This window comes from Mycobacterium sp. M26 (assembly GCF_001494595.1).
Lineage (GTDB): Bacteria > Actinomycetota > Actinomycetes > Mycobacteriales > Mycobacteriaceae > Mycobacterium.
Window position 1 is genome coordinate 1,256,468 of sequence record NZ_LN929908.1, and the last position, 18,295, is coordinate 1,274,762.

Below are 18,295 nucleotides of genomic sequence, written 5' to 3' on the forward strand. Positions count from 1 at the left end.
TGTCAGGGGATGAGCGTCGGCATGGCTTCCCAGCCGCGGACCGCCGTGGTGGGGGATTTCACCGCATGGGCCCAGTCGACCTCCCAGGTGGGGAAGCGCGTGAGGATTTCCTCCAGCGCGATCCGGCCCTCCATCCGAGCCAGGGCGTTGCCCAGGCAGAAGTGGGTGCCGGCCCCGAACGTCATGTGCGACTTCTGTTCCCGGTGGATGTCGAACACGTCGCCGTCGGGGGCGAACCGGCGATGGTCGCGGTTGGCGGCACCAACGAGCATCAGCATGGCCGACCCGGCGGGCACTGTCTGGCCGTAGTACTCCACGTCACGGGTGACGTAGCGGGCGATCTGCAGCGCGGGCGGCTCCCAACGCAGAATCTCCTCGATCGCCTGCGGGATCAGTGCCGGGTTCTCGGCGAGTTCGCGGCGCTGATCGGGATGCTCCGCAAGGGTTTTGCCGGCCCACCCGATCAATCGGGTGGTGGTCTCGGCGCCGGCGGTGGCGATCACCGTCAGATACATCAGTAGCTCGTCACGCTGCAACCGGCGCACGGTGCCCGTCTCGTCTTCGAACTCGGCGTTGAGCAGGTCGGTCATGATGTCGTCGGACGGGTGCTGGACCCGGTAGTCGACGAACTCGGCGAACACCTCGCCGGTGGCCAGCAGGTCGATCTTGTCGGACTGCAGGGTGGCCTCGCCGTGGTCGGTGACCTGACGCTGGCGGTCTTCAGGGATGCCCAGCAGCATGCCGATCACCCGCATCGGCATCTGCTCACCGAGGTCGTTGACGAAGTCGAAACGCCCGGTTCCGATCAGCGGATCCAGGCAGCGCCGGGTGAACTCGCGGATCTGTGGTTCCAGGGCGGCGACCTTGCGGGGGGTGAACACCCGCGACAGCAGGTTGCGGTGAATGTTGTGAATCGGCGGATCTTCGAAAATCAATGTCCCGGGCGGGATTTCCATCCCGGACTTGATGATCTCGAGCAGAGCGCCGCGGCCGGAGATGAACGTCTCGTGGTCGATGAGCGCCTTGTTGACGTCGTCGTAGCGGCTGACGGCGTAGAAGTCGTGCTCGGGGTTGTAGTAGAGCGGAGCTTCCTCGCGCAGCCGGGCGAACATCGGGTAGGGGTTGATGTTCAGCTCGACGTCGTAGGGGTCGTAGTGCAGATCGCTGTCGGCGCTGACGGTCACGCGGGCAACTCTGGCAGCTGGTTCTCAATCATGTCAATGACGTGCGCAAAGTGAGAGAATCGGCTTCTCTATTCGCTCGGTTCAGCTCCGTTGAGTGTGCCGCCAGGGCGGGAATCGGCGCGATTTTCCGCCCTGGACGCACAGTCAACCCAACCCCGAGCGATTAAGTCAGCCGCTTGACTCAGGGTGGCCCGGCGAGTTGACTGCGCCGACATGGGCAATGAATTGGCAGGCAAGGTCGCGGTGGTCACCGGCGGCGCATCCGGACTCGGTGCCGGCATCGTCGAGCGCTTCGTCGCCGAAGGGTCGCACGTCGCCTTCGGCGATATCGACGTCGAGCGCGGAAGTGCCTTGGCTGAACGGTTCGGCGATGCGGTGGTCTTCGTGCCCACCGATGTCGCGGACAGCGAGCAGATCACCACACTCGTCGACACCGCGGTCAGCCGCTTCGGCGGGCTGCACGTGATGGTGAACAACGCCGGGATCTCCGGCACGATGCACCGCGGCTTCTTGCGCGACGACCTTTCGGATTTCGAGAAGGTGATGGCCATCAACGTCAAGGCCGTGATGACCGGAACGCGAGATGCCGCCCGGCACATGGCCGAAACCGGCGGCGGATCGATCATCAACCTGACGTCGATCGGCGGAATTCAGGCCGGTGGCGGGGTGATGACTTACCGCGCCTCCAAGGCCGCGGTCATCCACTTCACCAAGTGCGCGGCCATCGAACTGGCCCGCTACGAGATCCGGGTGAACTGCCTGGCGCCCGGCCACATCCGCACCGCGATCGTCGCCTCTTCGGCCCACGGTATGGATGCCGAGGACGTCGTGACGTTCGAAGCGGGCATTCGCGCCCAGATGCGAGCCGACCGGCCGTTGGAGCGCGAGGGGACCGCTGAGGACGTCGCCGAGGCGGTGCTGTTCCTGGCCGGTGACCGCTCGCCGTACATCACCGGCACCGTGCTGCCCGTCGACGGCGGAACCGCGGCCGGCAAGCCGCTGGCGAGGAAGACCAAGCCCTAGAATTCATAAATCAATCGCTTGACTTAAATGTGGAAGCTGGGGTTCACTGGGTGGCGATGACCACCGTGACCACCTCCGCCAGGAGCTCCCGTACCGAGCGGGCCAGTCTGACGCGGGAAGCGATCCTCACCGCCGCCGAGCGACTGTTCGCCGAACACGGCGTCTTCGCCGTCTCCAACCGTCAGGTCAGCGAAGCCGCCGGGCAGGGCAACAACGCCGCCGTCGGCTACCACTTCGGCACCAAGACCGACCTGGTCCGGGCGATCGAACACAAGCACGCCATCCCGGTGGAGCGACTGCGCGAACAGCGAGTGGCCGAGTTGGGGGATTCCGCCGAACTGCGGGACTGGGTCGAGTGCCTGGTACTGCCGCTGACCGATCACCTCACCGCCCTCGGTAACCCCACCTGGTACGCCCGGTTCGCCGCGCAGGTGATGGCCGATCCGGCCTACCACAAGACCGTCACCCGGGACGCGCTCGCGCTGCCAGCTCTGGTCACCGTGCTCGAAGGGATCAACCGCTGCCTGCCCGATGTGTCCTCGGACGTGCGCGTGGAGCGAAACATGATGGGGCGCAACCTGCTGATCCACACCTGCGCCGAGTACGAACGAGCCCTCGCCGAGGGTTCGCCGCTGCCGATCACCAGCTGGAGCCGGGCCGCCACCGGACTCGTCGACGCCATCGTCGGCCTGTGGCTGGCCCCCGTAACACGACAGGTCTAGCAACGATGAAGGTCACCGTCGACCAGAACAAATGTGTGTCCTCGGGTCAGTGCGTGCTCAACGCCTCCGACGTCTTCGATCAGCGCGACGAAGACGGTGTGGTGATCCTGTTGACCGACAACCCATCTGATGACCAGGCCGACAGTGTGCGCCGCGCTGCCGCGGCATGCCCGGCCCAGGCGATCGAAGTCGAGGAGTAGCGATGTCCGACACACTGACCGACGCACCGGAAGCGACTGCTGCTGCACCGGATTATCCGATGGAACGGTCCGGCCGCTGCCCGTTCGCTCCGCCGCCGGAAGTCATGGAGCTCGCCGCTGCCGCGCCGATGAGCAGGGTCCGCATCTGGAACGGTGAAACCCCCTGGCTGATCACCGGTTACGAGGAGGCCCGTGCGCTGTTCGCCGACTCCCGGGTCAGCGTCGATGACCGCAAGTCGGGCTTCCCGCACTGGAACGAGCACATGCTCGCCACGGTCGACAAGCGGCCTCGGTCGGTGTTCACCGCCGATGCCGAGGAGCACACCTTCTATCGACGGATGCTCTCCAAGCCGTTCACCTTCAAACGCGTGGAGGGCCTGCGCCCAGCCATCCAGAAAATCACCGACGACGCCATCGACAGGATTCTGGCGGGCCCCAAGCCCGCTGAATTGGTCAGCGCGCTGGCGCTGCCCGTGCCGACCGAAGTGATCTGCGAAATGCTCGGCGTCCCTTACGAAGACCACGGCTTCTTCCAGGAACACGCCAACGTCGGGTTGGCCCGGTATGCCAAGCCCGAAGACGGCATGAAGGGCGCGATGAGCCTGGCGAAGTACCTGTCCAATCTCGTCGAGGCCAAGATTGCCGAACCTGCCGAGGACGCGGTGTCGGATCTGGCCGAGCGGGTCAGTGCCGGCGAGATCAGCGTCAAGGAGGCGTCGCAGCTGGCCAGCGGTCTGCTGATCGCCGGCCACGAGACCACCGCCAACATGATCGGCATCGGGGTGCTCGCTCTGCTGGAGAATCCCGATCAGCTTGCGCTGCTGCGGGATACCGAGGATCCGAAGCTGATCGCCAACGCCGTCGAGGAACTGCTGCGCTACCTGTCGATCATCCAGAACGGCCAGCGCCGCGTCGCCACCGAGGACATCGAGATCTCCGGGCACACCATCAAGGCCGGGGAGGGCATCATCATCGACCTGTCCCCGGCGAACTGGGACTCGGCGATGTTCCCGCACCCCGACCAGGTCGACCTGCGTCGTGCCGACGCCGACAAGAACCTGGCGTTCGGCTACGGCCGGCATCAGTGCGTGGGCCAGCAGTTGGCTCGCGCGGAGCTGCAGATCGTGTTCAGCACCCTGCTACGCCGGATTCCGACGCTGCGCCTGGCGGTGCCGCTGGAGGAGATCCCCTTCAAGAACGACAAGCTCGCGTACGGCGTGTACGAACTGCCCGTCACGTGGTGAAAACCCCTCATTATCAGCCCGATTGGAGTGTCAACGATGTCAGCACCCACTAGCACGCTCTATCCCGCCGGCGGCCTCGGTGCACCCAAGGACCGGCACACCCACGCCGAGGAGGACAACGGCCTGCCCGCGGGCACCGTGGTGTTCTCCGCCGACAACCACATCTCGTTGTCCGAGGACATCTTCTACGAGAAGTTCCCCGCCGAACTCAAGGAGAAGGCGCCCCGGATCTGGTACGAGGACGGCGCCTACATGGTCGGCAAGACCAAGGGGCAGACCTTCCTGCCGCCGGACTTCAGCCGGGTCCTGATGCAGTACGACGACCTGGCCGGTGCGGCGACCACCAACATCGAGGCCCGCATCGCCGAACTGCACTCCGACGGCGTCGACAAGGAACTGGCATTCCCCAATGCCGTTCTGGCCCTGTTCCACTACCCGGACATGGCGCTGCGCGAGCGGGTCTTCCGCATCTACAACGAGCACATCGCGGCGCTGCAGGAGCGCAGCAACGGTCACTTCTACGGTGTCGGCCTCATCAACTGGTGGGACCCCGACGGTGCCCGGCGCACTCTCGACGAGGTGAAAGCCCTGGGGCTCAAGACCTTCCTGCTGCCGCTGAACCCCGGCAAGGGCGTTGACGGTGAGATCATCGACTACGGCAGCACCGCGTTCAGCCCGGTGTGGGATGAGATCGAGGCCGCAGGTCTGCCGGTGACCCACCACATCGGCGAGACTCCGCCGAAGACGCCGTGCGAGGTCAACAGCGTCGTGGTCGGCATGATGATCAACGTCGACGGCTTCCGCGAGACGTTCTCCAAGTACTTGTTCTCCGGGATTCTGGACCGTCACCCGTCGCTGAAGGTCGGCTGGTTCGAAGGCGGGATCGCCTGGGTGGCCACCGCCCTGCAGGACGCCGAGCATCTGCTGGCCTCCTACCAGCACATGTTCAACCGCAAGGTGGAACACGACATCCGCTATTACTGGAACAACCACATGAGCGCCTCGTTCATGGTCGACCCGCTTGGGCTGAAGCTGCTCGACGAGATCGGTGTCGACAACGTGATGTGGTCCTCGGACTACCCGCACAACGAGAGCACGTTCGGCTACTCGCAGAAGTCGATCAAGTCGGTCGTCGACGCCGTCGGCCAGGAGGCCGCGGTCAAGATCTGCAGCACCAACATCACCAAGTTCCTGGGAGTCTGATGACCACGTCCTTGACGGGGCCGGTGCGGTCGCTGGCCGACATCCCCGAGCAGCCGGACCGCACCCGGATGCGGGCCGAGACCGGGGCCCGCCTGCGCGCGGCGATGACCGAGCGCGGTGTTGGTGCTTTGGTGTTGTTGGGCAACAACGCCGTCACGTATGCGACCGGCACCAGCTGGCCGCTCGGCGATGCCGGGCTGTCCCATGTCGAACGTCCGGTGGCCCTGGTGCTCGCCGACGATCCCGCACCGCACTTGTTCCTGCCGTTCCGGGAGGGGGCGGCCGAGGAGACCGAGCTGCCCGCCGATCACCTGCACGGCCCGGTCTACCTCGAATTCACCGAAGGCGTCGAACATTTCGCGCGCACACTGAGTGAGCTCGTACCACGCGGAACGACCATCGCGGTCGACGAACTCACCGGGGCGATGCGCCGGTCGCAGAGCCTGCTGTTCCCCGACGGTGCCCCGGGAGACGCCGCGCTGATCGTCGGCGCGGCCAAGACCGTCAAGACCGCCGACGAGATCGCTTGTATCTACAAGGCCGTTCGCATCACCGACACCGCGATGGTCGACGTGCAGCAGGCACTGGCACCGGGCATCCGGCAGATCGACCTGTCGGCCGAATTCCTGCGCCGAGCCTTCGAACTCGGCGCGGTGGCCAGCATGCTGGAGCCGATCTGGCAGGTCATGCCCGACACCAAGGCCAACGGGGTATGGACCACGCACGGTGATCTGGCGTTGCCGCTGCTGTCCACCGAGCGCGAACTGCGCGCCGGTGACGTGCTGTGGACCGACGTCTCGATCACCTACGGCGGCTACTGCTCGGACTTCGGCCGCACCTGGACCGTCGGTGTGGACCCGGACGCCCGCCAGCAGGCACAGTTCCGCCGGTGGCGCGACATCATGACCGCGGTACTGGACGTCACCCGGGCCGGAGCCACCGCCGCCGATCTGGGACGCGCCGCGATCGCGGCCAACGACGGGGTCAAGCCCTGGCTGCCGCACTTCTACCTGGGGCACGGCATCGGCGTCAACGCCGCTGAAATGCCCATGATCGGAACCGATCTCGGTGACGAGTTCGACGAAAACTACGTCCTGCAGGCAGGCATGGTGCTGGTGCTCGAACCGGTGGTGTGGGAGGACGGCACCGGCGGCTACCGCAGTGAGGAGATCATCGTCATCACCGAGGAAGGCTGGATCAAGTTGACCGACTACCCGTACTCGCCCTATGGCGACTGAGGTCCTGGGTGACGATCGCGTTCTCCGCACCGGGCGGCGGGAACGCGCACTGGCCCAGATGGAAGCCCACGACCTCGACGCGCTCATCCTGGGCCGGCAGGCCAACATCCGCTATGTCAGTGGCGCCCAGCAACTCTGGGTGGCCGGAACCCGGCCGTTCGCCCCGTCATGCGTGTTGCTGCGCAACGGCGCGGTGCATCTGCTGAGCACCTGGGACGAGGGCGTGCCCGAGGACATCCCGCACGAGAACCTCTACGGCATCGCCTGGAACCCGGTCAACACCATCGAGAATCTCAAGAAGATTCCCGGTGCCGCTACCGCTCGCCGGGTGGGCTCGGACGCCTTGTCGCCGGGTTTCGCCCAACTGCTGCCGCTGGCCTTCCCCAACGCCGAACTGGTGGACGGCGAAGCGGCCATGCGGGAAGCCCGCAAGGTCAAGACAGCCGAGGAGATCGACGCGCTGCGCGAGGCGATCAGAATCGCTGAGGTCGGCCTGGATGCCGCCCTGGACACCCTGCACGACGGGGCATCTGTTCAGGATGTGACCGCCGTCCTGCTCGAGGCGATGACCGCAGGCGGGGTGAGCACCCCGGCGCATCAGGATGCCGTCTGGGTGACCGCCAAGGACCACCCGTGGCGCCGGGTCGTCGGTGACGGCCGGGTCCACGATGGCGACCTGGTGGCCGTGGCCTCCGGAGTTCTGGACCGTGGCTATATCGGCGAGGTCGGTCGTACCGTGCCGGTCGGGGAGCCCAGCGCGGGTTCACTCGACCTGTTCGCCCGGTCGCGCCGGTTGCAGACCGCACTGCTGGCTGCCTGCCGCCCGGGGGCGCCCAACGCCGGTCTGCTGGCCGCCTATCACGAAGCGGGTGAACCACTTCCGGTGGTGCCGGTGGCCCATGGTCTCGGGGTCGGCTTCGACTCGCCGGTGGTCTCGCCGCAACTGGCGGCCACCGCCGCCGCCGAGCGACTGGAGGCGGGGATGGTGCTGGCGGTGACCGGGTACGTGTTCGAGCCCGGTGTCGGGGCGGTGTTCCACCGCGACGCGGTGCTGATCACCGACGACGGGGCCGAGGTTCTGACATCGAGCCCCGGTTGGGGAGACGCCGATGGGTGAGACCCCCCGGCCGTCGGCGGAGGAGATCATCCGCTACGAGAAGAACCCGAAGACCAAGATCGCGACGATCACCTTCGACCGGCCCGAGTATCTCAACGCCCCGACGGCGGCCGCCCGGCTGCGCTATTCGGATCTGCTCTACCAGGCCGGTGTCGACGACCAGGTCAAGGTTCTGGTGATTCGCGGTGCCGGGGAGGATCTGGGCAGCGGCGCGGATCTGCCGGAGTTCATGGAGATGCAGGAGGCCGAGGACGAAGGTCCGCGGCTGTCGGAGTTCCGGATCGCGCCGGGTGAGGTCAGTTACCCGCCGAAGGGGTCTTTCCGCCGTGGTGCCACCATCAGCGCCTGGTATGCCAGCCCGCAGTCCGGTATTCGGACCCTGCAGGACTTCAAAAAGATCTCCATCCTGGAGGTCAAGGGGTATTGCTACGGCTGGCACTTCTACCAGGCCGCCGACGCCGACCTAGTGATCTCCAGTGACGACGCGCTGTTCGGGCATCCCTCGTTCCGCTATTACGGCTGGGGACCGCGGATGTGGTGGTGGGCCCAGATGATGGGCATCCGAAAGTTCCAGGAGATGGTCTACACCGGCCGGCCGTTCACCGCCGCTGAGATGGCTGAGTGCAACTTCCTCAACAGCGTGGTGCCCCGGGATGAACTCGAGGCCGAGGTGGACAAGTACGCCCAGGCCTGTGCCCGAAACCGGCCGACGGACACGGTGTTCCAGCAGAAGATCTTCTTCGAGGTCATGAAGCAGTTCCAGGGCGAGTACATGGGCAGCCTGCTGGGCGGCTACTTCGAGTCGATGGGTGCCTCGATCGCCCATGACGCCGACGACCTCGACATGCACGAAGCTCTAGACGAGGGTCTGTCCGGGGCGGTCAAGGACAACGACAGCAAGTTTCCGCCGGAGTGGCGACTGTCGAAGTCGGGCCGCAAGAACGCCAAGCCGAAGAAGAAGAAGTAGCGCCGTGACGGCCGCGCAGTCCACCTCGCCGTTGAGCGGGTTCATCGTCGTCGACCTTTCCAGCGGGATCGCGGGCGGTTACTGCACCAAGCTGCTCGCCGATGGCGGTGCCGATGTGGTGAAAGTCGAAGCACCCGAGGGTGATCCGCTGCGCTGCTGGTCGGCGTCGGGCGCGGTGATCGCGCCGGGTGAAGACGGCGCACTCTTCGCGTTCCTGGCCGGCGGCAAGCACAGTGTGGCCGCCGATCCCGGCGAGCTTGACGACCGCCAGTTGGTGGAGGACCTGCTGGCCGGCGCCGACGCTGTGGTGTGGTCGGGGGAGTCGGCGCTGGCACAGCTGCCGCAGCTGGCGCCCGAGGCGATCCTGGCCCGCCACCCACACCTGATCGTGGCGTCGATCTCGGCGTTCGGGCTGCACGGTCCCTGGAGCGGCCGGGCGGCAACCGAATTCACGCTGCAGGCGTGGTCGGGTGGCATCGTCGGCCTCGGCCGTGGCGCTCCCGACCGGGCACCGGTCTACGTCGGGGGACAGGTGGGCGACTACCTGTCCGGGGCGTATGCCAGTGCGGCGATCCTGGCCGCCCGGATGCGGGTGCTGGGTGGCGCGCCCGGCGAACTGATCGATCTGTCCATGCTGGAAAGCCATGTCCTGGGGCTGACCTACTACCCGGTGACCTACTTCGAGATGCTGGGCCGGCCCTGGCGTGATGCCCGCAAGCTCACCGTCCCCGGAATCGCCCGCGCCAGTGACGGTCTGGTGGATATCGGCTGTGGCACCGCGCAACAGTGGTTCGACCTGTGCGCGATGACCGGACACGAGGACTGGATCGACGAGGAATCCCCGCTGTCGATCACCGAGCAGGCCAACGAGAAGGCCGGCGAGTTGTACGCGTGGGTGGCCGAGCACACCGGCGAGGAGGTGCGCGACCTGGCCACGGCCTTCCGCATCCCGAACGCGCCGGTGGCCAACGGCGCGACCATCGAAGGGCTGGACCAGTTCCGCGAACGCGGCTCTTTCGTCGACCACCCGGCGGGATTCCGGCAGCCCGCGGCGCCCTACCGCATCTCGGGCGTGAACCTGCGCCCGCCGTCACCCGCGCCCCGGCTCGGCGAGCACACCGACCGCTACCGGGCCGCCGCTGGGACGCCCCGCCGCGCCGGTGCTGGTGCCCCGGACACGCTGCCGCTGAGCGGAATTCGGGTGCTGGACCTCACCACGTTCTGGGCCGGTCCGTCCTGCACCCACCCGATGGCGCTGCTGGGCGCTGAGGTCATCCACGTCGAGTCGGCCCGCCGGCCCGACGGAACCCGGCTGATCGCCGGGGTGCCGGTGACCGAGGAGCAGTGGTGGGAGAAGCAGCCGATCTTCGCCGCGCTCAACACCAACAAGAAGGACATTACTCTCGACCTGGCCACCGAACGGGGCCGCGAATTGCTGACCCGGCTGATCGCCACCGCCGACGTCGTCGCCGAGAACTACACCCCGCGGGTGCTCGATCAGCTCGGCCTGAATTACCCCGCGCTGCAACGCATCCGCACCGACGTGATCATGCTGCGGATGCCTGGGTTCGGGCTGGACGGGCCGTGGCGGGACAACCCGGCCTTCGCCTACGTCATCGAAGCGGCCGCCGGCATCAGCTGGCTGACCGGCTACCCGGATCGCAATCCCTACGAGCCGTACTCGGTGGGTGACCCGAACGCCGGACTGCATGCACTCAACGCCGTGCTGCTGGCCCTCGAACACCGGCGCCGCACCGGGCAGGGGTCGCTGGTCGAGGCGGCGATGATCGACGCTGCGCTCAACATCGCCGCCGAACAGGTCATCGAGTACTCCGCCTACGGCGCGTTGTTGGAGCGGGACGGCAACCGCGGACCGGTGTCCGCGCCGCAGAACCTATACCGCACCGCCGAGATCGACGAGTTCGGCCGGGACGATTCGTGGGTGGCGATCGCGGTGGCCACCGATGCCCAGTGGGTGGCACTGCGGTCGGCGCTGGGCGATCCGCCCTGGGCGGCTGATGGCGCGCTGGCCACCGCAACGGGGCGGCGTGCGCACCACGACCTCATCGACGAGCACCTGGCCAGCTGGTGCCGCCAGCGCACCGGCGACGAGGTGGTGGCCACGTTGTGGCCGCACGGCGTGCCGGTGGCCAAGGTGATGCAGCCGCATCGGCAGACCCAGCTCGACCAGCTCGGTGCGCGCGGGTTCTTCGAAGAGCTCACTCACCCGGTCACCGGACCGGCGCGCTTCACCACGTTGCCGTTCCGGCTCTCAGCCGGCCCGCAGCGATTCCACAGTGCCGCCGCCCCGCTTCTCGGCCAGCACAACCGGGACCTGCTGACCGAGCTGGGGCTGTCGGCGGCGGAGATCGACGATCTCGAGGCCGACGCAGTGATCGGCACCGAACCCGCGATGGGCGGCTCCAAAGCCGCCCGGTGACCCGTGGGTATTGAAGTTAGTCCATAATGAGAATATCGTTCTCATCAACCGAGTAGGAGGATTTCATGGGGCAGCTGTCGCACCGGGTCGACGTACCGTTTCCGATTTTCGACGCGGACAATCACCTCTACGAACCGCCGGAGGCGCTGACCAAGTTTCTGCCCAAGGAGTACAAGGACTACGTCCAGTACGTGCAGGTGAACGGGCGCACCAAGATCGCGTTGCGCGGCCAGATCAGCAACTACATCCCGAACCCGACCTTCGAGGTCGTTGCCCGCCCGGGCGCCTGGGAGGAGTACTTCAAGTACGGCAACCCCGAGGGCAAGACCAAGCGCGAACTGTTCGGCGAGCCGATGCGTGCGATCCCCGCGTTCTTCGAGCCGGCGCCGCGTCTGGAGGTCATGAACGAGCTGGGTCTGGACAAGACCCTGATGTTCCCGACGCTGGCCAGCCTGATCGAGGAGCGGCTGCGCGACGATCCGCTGGCCATCCACGTCCTGGTGCACTCGCTGAACCAGTGGCTGGACGAGGTCTGGGGCTTCAACTACCAGAACCGCATCTTCACCACCCCGGTGATCACGCTGCCGATCGTCGAAAAGGCGATCGAGGAACTGGAGTGGGTGGTCAAGCGGGGCGCCCGCTGCATCCTGGTGCGTCCGGCGCCGGTGCCCGGCTTCCGCGGACCGCGCTCCTTCGCGCTGCCCGAGTTCGACCCGTTCTGGGAGCGGGTCGTCGAGTACGACCTGCTGGTCGGGATGCACTCCAGTGACAGTGGCTACTCGCGCTACACCTCGGAGTGGGACGGTGCGGCCGCCGAGATGCTGCCGTTCCAGACCAACGCCATGGGCATCCTCAACGAGTGGCGGCCGATCCAGGATTCGGTGGCCTCGTGGGTCATCCACGGTGCGCTCTACCGCCACCCCAAGCTGAAGGTCGCCATCGTCGAGGCCGGCTCGAAGTGGATGACCCCGCTGCTCGACGGCCTGGCCGAGGTCTTCCGCAAGGCCCCGGAAGCCTTCCCGAGCGACCCGGTCGAGATGGTCAAGAGCCGCATCCACGTCAGCCCGTTCTTCGAGGACGGCATCGACGATCTGGTCAACCTCGTCGGTGTCGACCAGGTGCTCTACGGCTCCGACTGGCCGCATCCCGAAGGCCTTGCCGAGCCGACGTACTACGTCGAGGCACTTCAGCACCTCAAGCCGGAGGATCAGGCCAAGATCATGGGCGGCAACCTGAGTCGCCTTGTCACGGTGTGACCTTCCCAGGTCTGACGTGGCAGACCATCCCCGAGATGGTCATGAGCGCAGCGGAGGAGTTCGGCGACGCTGAAGCCGTCGTCGACGGTTCGCTGCGGCTCAGTTTCGCCGAGGTGGCCGACCGGGTGTGCCGCGCGGCGGGAGCGTTCGCGAGGTTGGGCGTCGAGAAGGGCGATCGGATCGCCATCTGGGCGCCCAACTCCGCGCACTGGATGATCGCGGCCTTCGGCGTCCTCACCGCGGGCGGCGTGGTGGTCCCGGTGAGCACCCGCTACAAGTCCGGCGAGGCCGGCGACATCATCACCCGTAGCGGTGCCAAGGCCATCCTGATCGACACCGCCTTCCTCACCGAGGTCCTGGGGTCGCAGGTCACCACCCCGCCGGGCGTGCCGACGGTGGAGATCGCCGGTGGCTTCCTCGACGACGGCACGCCGCTGCACCGTACGGTCAGCGGCAACGACATCGCCGACATCATCTACACCTCCGGGACCACCGGGCGCCCCAAGGGCGTGATGATGAACCACCTGCAGAACCTGCGGATGTACACCGAGTGGTGCGATCTGGCTGATCTGCGCCGCGGCGACCGGTACCTGATCGTCAACCCGTTCTTCCACACGTTCGGCTACAAGGCGGGCTGCCTGGCATCCTTCATCCGCGGTGCGACCATGCTGCCCGTCGCGGTCTTCGACGTCGACCGGGTGGTGGAACTGATTGCCGCCGAACGCATCACGATGCTGCCCGGGCCACCCACGCTGTACCACTCGCTGCTGGCCGTCGCCGACAAGAGTGCACTGGCGACTCTGCGCGCCGGGGTCACCGGTGCCGCCGACATCCCCGTCGAACTCATCCGGCGGGTGCACGAGGAACTCCCGTTCCAGACCCTGGCCACCGGCTACGGTCTCACCGAGGCCGGTACCGCCACCATGTCGCGCCCCGGCGACTCGTTCGACGACATCGCCACCACGGCGGGCCTACCCGTCCACGATGTCGAGGTGCGACTGGCCGAGGACGCCGAGGTGCTGGTACGCGGATACAGCGTGATGCAGGGCTATTTCGATGACCCGGCCGCCACCGCCGAGGCCATCGACTCCGACGGCTGGCTGCACACCGGCGATCTGGGTGCCTTCACCGACAGCGGGCGGTTACGCATCATCGGCCGAAAGAAGGACATGTTCATCGTCGGCGGGTTCAACGCCTACCCGGCCGAGATCGAGGGCTTCCTGATGGAGCATCCCGCGGTGGCACAGGCGGCGGTGATCGGGGTGCCCGACGACCGGATGGGTCAGGTGGGTAAGGCGTTCGTGGTCCGGAAACGGGGTTCCGACGTCACTGGCGAGGAGCTGATCGCCTGGAGCCGGGATCGGATGGCAGGGTTCAAGGTGCCCAGAACCGTCGAGTTCCTCGACGCCCTGCCGCTCAACGCCACCGGCAAGGTCATGAAAGATCACCTCCGCTGACCCCCATGAACGCACCATTTCCGCAGCTAGATCCGCTGGCAACGAACCCCGCCGGCGCCCACCCTGGTATAGGATCATTTCCGCTGAGTGATAACGTCATTCTCGCAGTCGAGGTTCGTCTGGGTTCCCGCCGGTCCCAGCCGCCTCGGCGGGCCCGTGGCGCATCGCCGACAATGAGCGGCGGTCGGCGGCCAGCGCTCAGCAGGCGCCCGTAAGCCGCCGGTCCCAGCCGCCTCGGCGGGCCCGTGGCGCATCGCCGACAATGAGCGGCGGTCGGCGGCCAGCGCTCAGCAGGCGCCCGTACGCTGGCTGGATGCTCGGTCCAGGGAGGAGTTCAGACATGTGTAGGTGGCATGGCATCTGAGGTGAACAGCAAGGGTGCGGCGGCCCCGGTGAGCCCGTCCGACGAGGCCGTCTCCGAGGTGATGGCACAGCTGGCTGAAGCCGAGGCGGCCGAGGCGCAAGCGCGCGCCGAGGCCGCGAAGGCGAAGGCGGCCGCGGCCCGCCTGCGGGGCGAGGCCGACGAACCCGAGGCCGACGAACCCGAAGCCGACGAACCCGAGGCCGAAGCCGAACCGCGGCGGCGGTTCCGGCTGCTGTGGCGCGTCATCGCGGCCGCTGTGCTCGTCGTCGGGATCGGCGCGCTGCTGACCGTGTCCGGTCTGATGATCTGGCAGCACCAGCGGGTGGAGGCGCAGCGGGCGCACAGGGCCCAGATGGTCGATGCGGCGAAAACCGGTGTGACGGCCCTGTTGTCGATCGACTACACCCGCGCCAAGGCTGACGTCCAGAAGGTCATCGACCTGTCGACAGGCACCTTCAAGGACGATTTCACCAAGGGGGCCGAGGATTTCGTCAAGACCGCCGAGCAATCCAAGGCGGTGACGGTGGGATCGATCAGCGCTGCCGCGCTCGAGAGCGACAACGGCGACTCGGGAGTGGTGCTGCTTGCCGCGTCATCTCAGGTGACGAATGCCAATGGGGCCAAGCAGGATCCGCGGGCGTGGCGGATGAGTGTGACGGTGACACGTGACGGGGACAAGTTGAAGATGTCGAATGTGGAGTTCGTGCCGTGAGCAATGACGACGAAGAGACCAAGACCGAGGACACCACGGCTGAGCAGGCCGAGGATACCAAGGACACCGAGGACACCGACGCCAAGGCCGAGGCCGAGGAGACCACGGCTGACGAGGGCGACGAGACCGAGGCCGCAGACACGGAGGTCGCCGAGCGCTCCCCGGGGGCGGTCGGACGGGCTGCCGGCGGGCTGCGCCGACACTGGGTGGCCGCGTTGCTGACCGTGCTGTTGGTGGCCTCCGCCGGCGCCGCGGGCGGTGTCTACTGGTGGCTCTATCGCCCGGATCAGCAGACCGGCGCCAAAGCCCAGGAGCAGGTCAACGAGGCCGCGCGGGAAGGGACCGTGGCCCTGCTGTCCTACGCACCGGACACCCTGGACAAGGATCTGGCCAACGCCAAGTCGCACCTGACCGGTGAATTCCTCAAGTACTACAGCCAATTCACCGACCAGATCGTCGCGCCGGCCGCCAAGCAGAAAGGCGTCAAGACCGAGGCCACCGTCGCGCGGTCCGCCGTCTCGCAGATCGAACCGGACCGGGCGGTGGTGCTGGTCTTCGTCAACCAGGTGACCACCAGCAAGGACCGGCCCGATCCGGCGCTGGCCACCAGCAGCGTGATGGTCACCCTGGTCAAGGAACAGGACCGCTGGAAAATCTCCGAATTCAATCCGGTGTAACGGCGGCACGAGGAGACGATCGATGAGTGTTGCACTGCTGCTGGAGATGGCGGCCTCCGACGCCGACCGCGTCGGCGTGGTCTCTGACGACCAACGGCTGACCGTCGGCGAGTTGAACGCGCTGGCCGACGGCGGTGCCGGGGTGATCGCCGGGTCGGGCGCCGACAGCGTGGTCTACGTCGGCACCGGTGGCGTGATGCTGCCTCTGCTCATCTTCGCCTCGGCGCGTGCGGCACGGCCGTTCACCCCGCTCAACTACCGGCTGTCCGGCGAGGCGCTCGCCGAACTGATCGATCGGCTGCCCAGCCCGCTGGTGGTCTTCGATGCCGAATACGCCGACGTGGTGGCCGGGGTGGGAACGGCCCGCATCGAATCGGCCGAATTCGTCGCCGCCGCCGGCCAGGCGGAGCCGGTGGCCGAGTTCCCCGACCCCGACGACGTCGCGGTGGTGCTGTTCACCTCCGGGACCACCTCGCGGCCCAAAGCCGTTGAGCTGTCCCATAACAACCTCACCAGCTATGTGACGGGCACCGTGGAGTTCGCTTCCGCCGAGCCCGGTGACGCTGCCCTGATCTGTGTGCCGCCCTACCACATCGCCGGGGTCGGTGCCGCGCTGTCCAACCTGTACGCCGGCCGAAAGATGGTGTACCTGCGCAAGTTCGACGCCAAGGAATGGCTGCGACTGGCTGCGGCCGAGGCGGTCACCAGCGCCACCGTGGTGCCCACCATGCTGGACCGCATCATCAGCGAGCTGCAGGCCGATCCGACCCCGCTGCCCGCGCTGCGGACGCTGGCGTACGGCGGCTCCAAGGTGGGACTGCCGCTGGTGCGCACGGCCCTCGAACTGCTACCTGACGTCGGCTTCGTCAACGCCTACGGTCTGACCGAAACCAGCTCCACCATCGCAGTTCTCACCCCCGATGACCATCGCGCCGCACACGCGGCCGACGACGAGGCCGCCCGCAAACGGCTCGGCTCCGTCGGCCAGCCGGTGCCCGGAATCGAGGTCCAGATCCGGGCCGAGGACGGCACCGTCCTGGGGCCGGAGGAAGTCGGCGAGCTGTACGTGCGCGGCGACCAGGTCTCGGGCAAGTACGCCGAGATCGGTTCGGTGCTCGACGAACACGGCTGGTTCCCCACCAAGGACGTCGCCTATCTGGATTCCGAGGGTTACCTGTTCATCGGCGGGCGTTCCGACGACACGATCATCCGCGGCGGTGAAAACATCGCCCCGGCCGAGGTGGAGGACGTCCTCGTCGAACACCCGCACGTCCACGACGTCGCCGTGGTCGGTGTCGAGGATGCCGAGTGGGGCCAGATCATGGTGGCCGTCGTCGTGCCCGTCGCCGACATCAACCCGGATCCCGAGGAACTGCGCGCCCATGTGCGCCAGCACCTTCGCGGGTCACGCACCCCGGACCGGGTGGTGTTCCGCCAGGAGCTGCCCACCACACCCACCGGCAAAGTGCTCCGCCGCCAACTGGCCGACGAACTCAAGACGCCCACCACCTAGATCCAGGGAGAACCACCATGATCAAGACGGGTACCCGGCTACAGAGCCAGGTCTGTGACACCCAGGTCATCGTCGTGCGCTCGTCGGACAGCCTCGACGACCTTCGGGCCGGGGGAGTGCCGATGATCCCGCTCGACGCCGAGAAGTCCGCCGACGCCACGCTCGACCCGAACCTGGCCGGCGGCGCGGTGATGGGCAAGCGCTACGTCGACGACAGCGGAGCCGAGGTGCTGGTCACCAAGGCCGGTGCAGGCACCTTGTCGGTGGGCACCACGCCGCTGGAACAGAAGACCGCCAAGCCCCTGCCGGCCAGCGACTGACCGACCCCGCCATGAGCGCCCCGGCGGACCACCAGGAGCACACCCTGGTGCTGGCCATGGACTACCGGGTGCCGGACCCTGCCAAGGTGTGGCCGGTGCTGCAGCGCAGCACGTCCTCACTGGCCGAACTCGGGGCGCACTACGTCCTGGTCTACGTCTCCACGCGGGACCCGGGTCGGGTCATGGTCACCATCTCGCTGCGCAGCCGCGAACCCATCCTCGAGGTGCTGCGCTCCGGACTGTTCCTGAACTGGTTCGACTCGGTGGGCCTCGACGACATTCCGGCGATCTTCGCCGGTGACACCATCGAGAAGATCGCCGTCGGAGCCTCCGACCCCGACGCCGCGCCCGGCGTCATCATGGCGACGATCGCCCGCGTCGACGATGTGCCGCGGCTGATGTCGCGGATCCGCGGGGCACTGCCCCGGTTCGCGGACGCCGGGATACGCAATCTCAGGATCTTCGGAGCCTTCGACGACGAGCACGAGGTGATGATCCTGCAGGAGGTCGAGACCGAGCAGGACGCGAGCCGCTGGATCGACCACCCGGATTCGGTGGCCGAGTGGATGGCTGGCGCCGGTGTCGGTGCCTACCCGCCGGTGTTCGTCGGCCGGCTGCAGCACATCATGCGGATCGACGAGAACGCCTGAGGCTCAGC

At 67.1% G+C, this 18,295-nt stretch carries 17 protein-coding genes; 16 read left to right on the forward strand and 1 reads right to left on the reverse strand.

Annotated elements, in window-relative coordinates; all coding sequences use genetic code 11:
• Nucleotides 1-2: 2 nt before the first annotated feature.
• Nucleotides 3-1,184 (reverse strand): cytochrome P450, encoded by a 1,182-nt coding sequence (locus tag BN3385_RS15355; RefSeq protein WP_059017787.1) that lies wholly within the window; start codon nucleotides 1,182-1,184, stop codon nucleotides 3-5.
• Nucleotides 1,185-1,397: 213 nt separating this feature from the next.
• On the opposite strand from BN3385_RS15355, the gene BN3385_RS15360 reads away from it, so the two are divergent.
• The 16 genes from BN3385_RS15360 to BN3385_RS15435 all read left to right on the forward strand — a co-directional run bounded on the left by BN3385_RS15360 (nucleotide 1,398) and on the right by BN3385_RS15435 (nucleotide 18,287).
• Complete coding sequence (locus tag BN3385_RS15360) at nucleotides 1,398-2,207, forward strand: SDR family NAD(P)-dependent oxidoreductase (protein WP_059017789.1); 810 nt, start codon at nucleotides 1,398-1,400, stop codon at nucleotides 2,205-2,207.
• 56 nt (nucleotides 2,208-2,263) lie between these two features.
• Nucleotides 2,264-2,929 carry a TetR/AcrR family transcriptional regulator gene (locus BN3385_RS15365; protein ID WP_059017792.1) on the forward strand — a complete coding sequence of 222 codons (666 nt, stop codon included), beginning with the start codon at nucleotides 2,264-2,266 and terminating at the stop codon, nucleotides 2,927-2,929.
• Between the two features lie 5 nt (nucleotides 2,930-2,934).
• Nucleotides 2,935-3,129, forward strand: coding sequence for a ferredoxin (locus BN3385_RS15370; RefSeq protein WP_059017793.1), 195 nt, complete (start codon nucleotides 2,935-2,937; stop codon nucleotides 3,127-3,129).
• A gap of 2 nt (nucleotides 3,130-3,131) precedes the next feature.
• Nucleotides 3,132-4,373 (forward strand): cytochrome P450, encoded by a 1,242-nt coding sequence (locus BN3385_RS15375; protein ID WP_059017795.1) that lies wholly within the window; start codon nucleotides 3,132-3,134, stop codon nucleotides 4,371-4,373.
• 36 nt (nucleotides 4,374-4,409) lie between these two features.
• Entirely contained in the window at nucleotides 4,410-5,576 is a 1,167-nt protein-coding gene (locus BN3385_RS15380) for an amidohydrolase family protein (RefSeq protein WP_059017797.1), read from the forward strand.
• Complete coding sequence (locus tag BN3385_RS15385; RefSeq protein WP_059017799.1) at nucleotides 5,576-6,814, forward strand: M24 family metallopeptidase; 1,239 nt, start codon at nucleotides 5,576-5,578, stop codon at nucleotides 6,812-6,814. Before BN3385_RS15380 ends, BN3385_RS15385 begins: the two co-directional genes overlap by 1 nt.
• Nucleotides 6,804-7,931, forward strand: coding sequence for a M24 family metallopeptidase (locus BN3385_RS15390; RefSeq protein WP_059017800.1), 1,128 nt, complete (start codon nucleotides 6,804-6,806; stop codon nucleotides 7,929-7,931). Before BN3385_RS15385 ends, BN3385_RS15390 begins: the two co-directional genes overlap by 11 nt.
• Entirely contained in the window at nucleotides 7,924-8,898 is a 975-nt protein-coding gene (locus BN3385_RS15395; RefSeq protein WP_059017802.1) for an enoyl-CoA hydratase/isomerase family protein, read from the forward strand. Before BN3385_RS15390 ends, BN3385_RS15395 begins: the two co-directional genes overlap by 8 nt.
• Before the next feature lie 4 nt (nucleotides 8,899-8,902).
• Nucleotides 8,903-11,338 carry a CaiB/BaiF CoA transferase family protein gene (locus BN3385_RS15400; RefSeq protein ID WP_059017804.1) on the forward strand — a complete coding sequence of 812 codons (2,436 nt, stop codon included), beginning with the start codon at nucleotides 8,903-8,905 and terminating at the stop codon, nucleotides 11,336-11,338.
• A gap of 65 nt (nucleotides 11,339-11,403) precedes the next feature.
• A complete protein-coding gene (locus BN3385_RS15405; protein ID WP_059017806.1) occupies nucleotides 11,404-12,594 on the forward strand; it encodes an amidohydrolase family protein in 1,191 nt (396 codons plus the stop codon).
• Nucleotides 12,591-14,051: a FadD3 family acyl-CoA ligase gene (locus BN3385_RS15410; RefSeq protein WP_059017808.1), complete on the forward strand. Its 1,461-nt coding sequence runs from the start codon at nucleotides 12,591-12,593 to the stop codon at nucleotides 14,049-14,051. The genes BN3385_RS15405 and BN3385_RS15410 overlap by 4 nt, the downstream gene beginning before the upstream one ends.
• A gap of 353 nt (nucleotides 14,052-14,404) precedes the next feature.
• The gene (locus BN3385_RS15415) at nucleotides 14,405-15,127 is read left to right on the forward strand and encodes an Rv1363c family protein (RefSeq protein WP_059017810.1); all 723 of its coding nucleotides are present in this window, start codon (nucleotides 14,405-14,407) and stop codon (nucleotides 15,125-15,127) included.
• Complete coding sequence (locus tag BN3385_RS15420; protein ID WP_059017812.1) at nucleotides 15,124-15,804, forward strand: Rv1363c family protein; 681 nt, start codon at nucleotides 15,124-15,126, stop codon at nucleotides 15,802-15,804. Before BN3385_RS15415 ends, BN3385_RS15420 begins: the two co-directional genes overlap by 4 nt.
• Nucleotides 15,805-15,826: 22 nt before the next feature.
• Complete coding sequence (locus tag BN3385_RS15425; RefSeq protein ID WP_059017814.1) at nucleotides 15,827-17,317, forward strand: class I adenylate-forming enzyme family protein; 1,491 nt, start codon at nucleotides 15,827-15,829, stop codon at nucleotides 17,315-17,317.
• Between the two features lie 17 nt (nucleotides 17,318-17,334).
• Nucleotides 17,335-17,637 (forward strand): hypothetical protein, encoded by a 303-nt coding sequence (locus tag BN3385_RS15430; protein WP_059017816.1) that lies wholly within the window; start codon nucleotides 17,335-17,337, stop codon nucleotides 17,635-17,637.
• 11 nt (nucleotides 17,638-17,648) lie between these two features.
• The gene (locus tag BN3385_RS15435; RefSeq protein WP_059017818.1) at nucleotides 17,649-18,287 is read left to right on the forward strand and encodes a hypothetical protein; all 639 of its coding nucleotides are present in this window, start codon (nucleotides 17,649-17,651) and stop codon (nucleotides 18,285-18,287) included.
• Nucleotides 18,288-18,295: the final 8 nt, after the last annotated feature.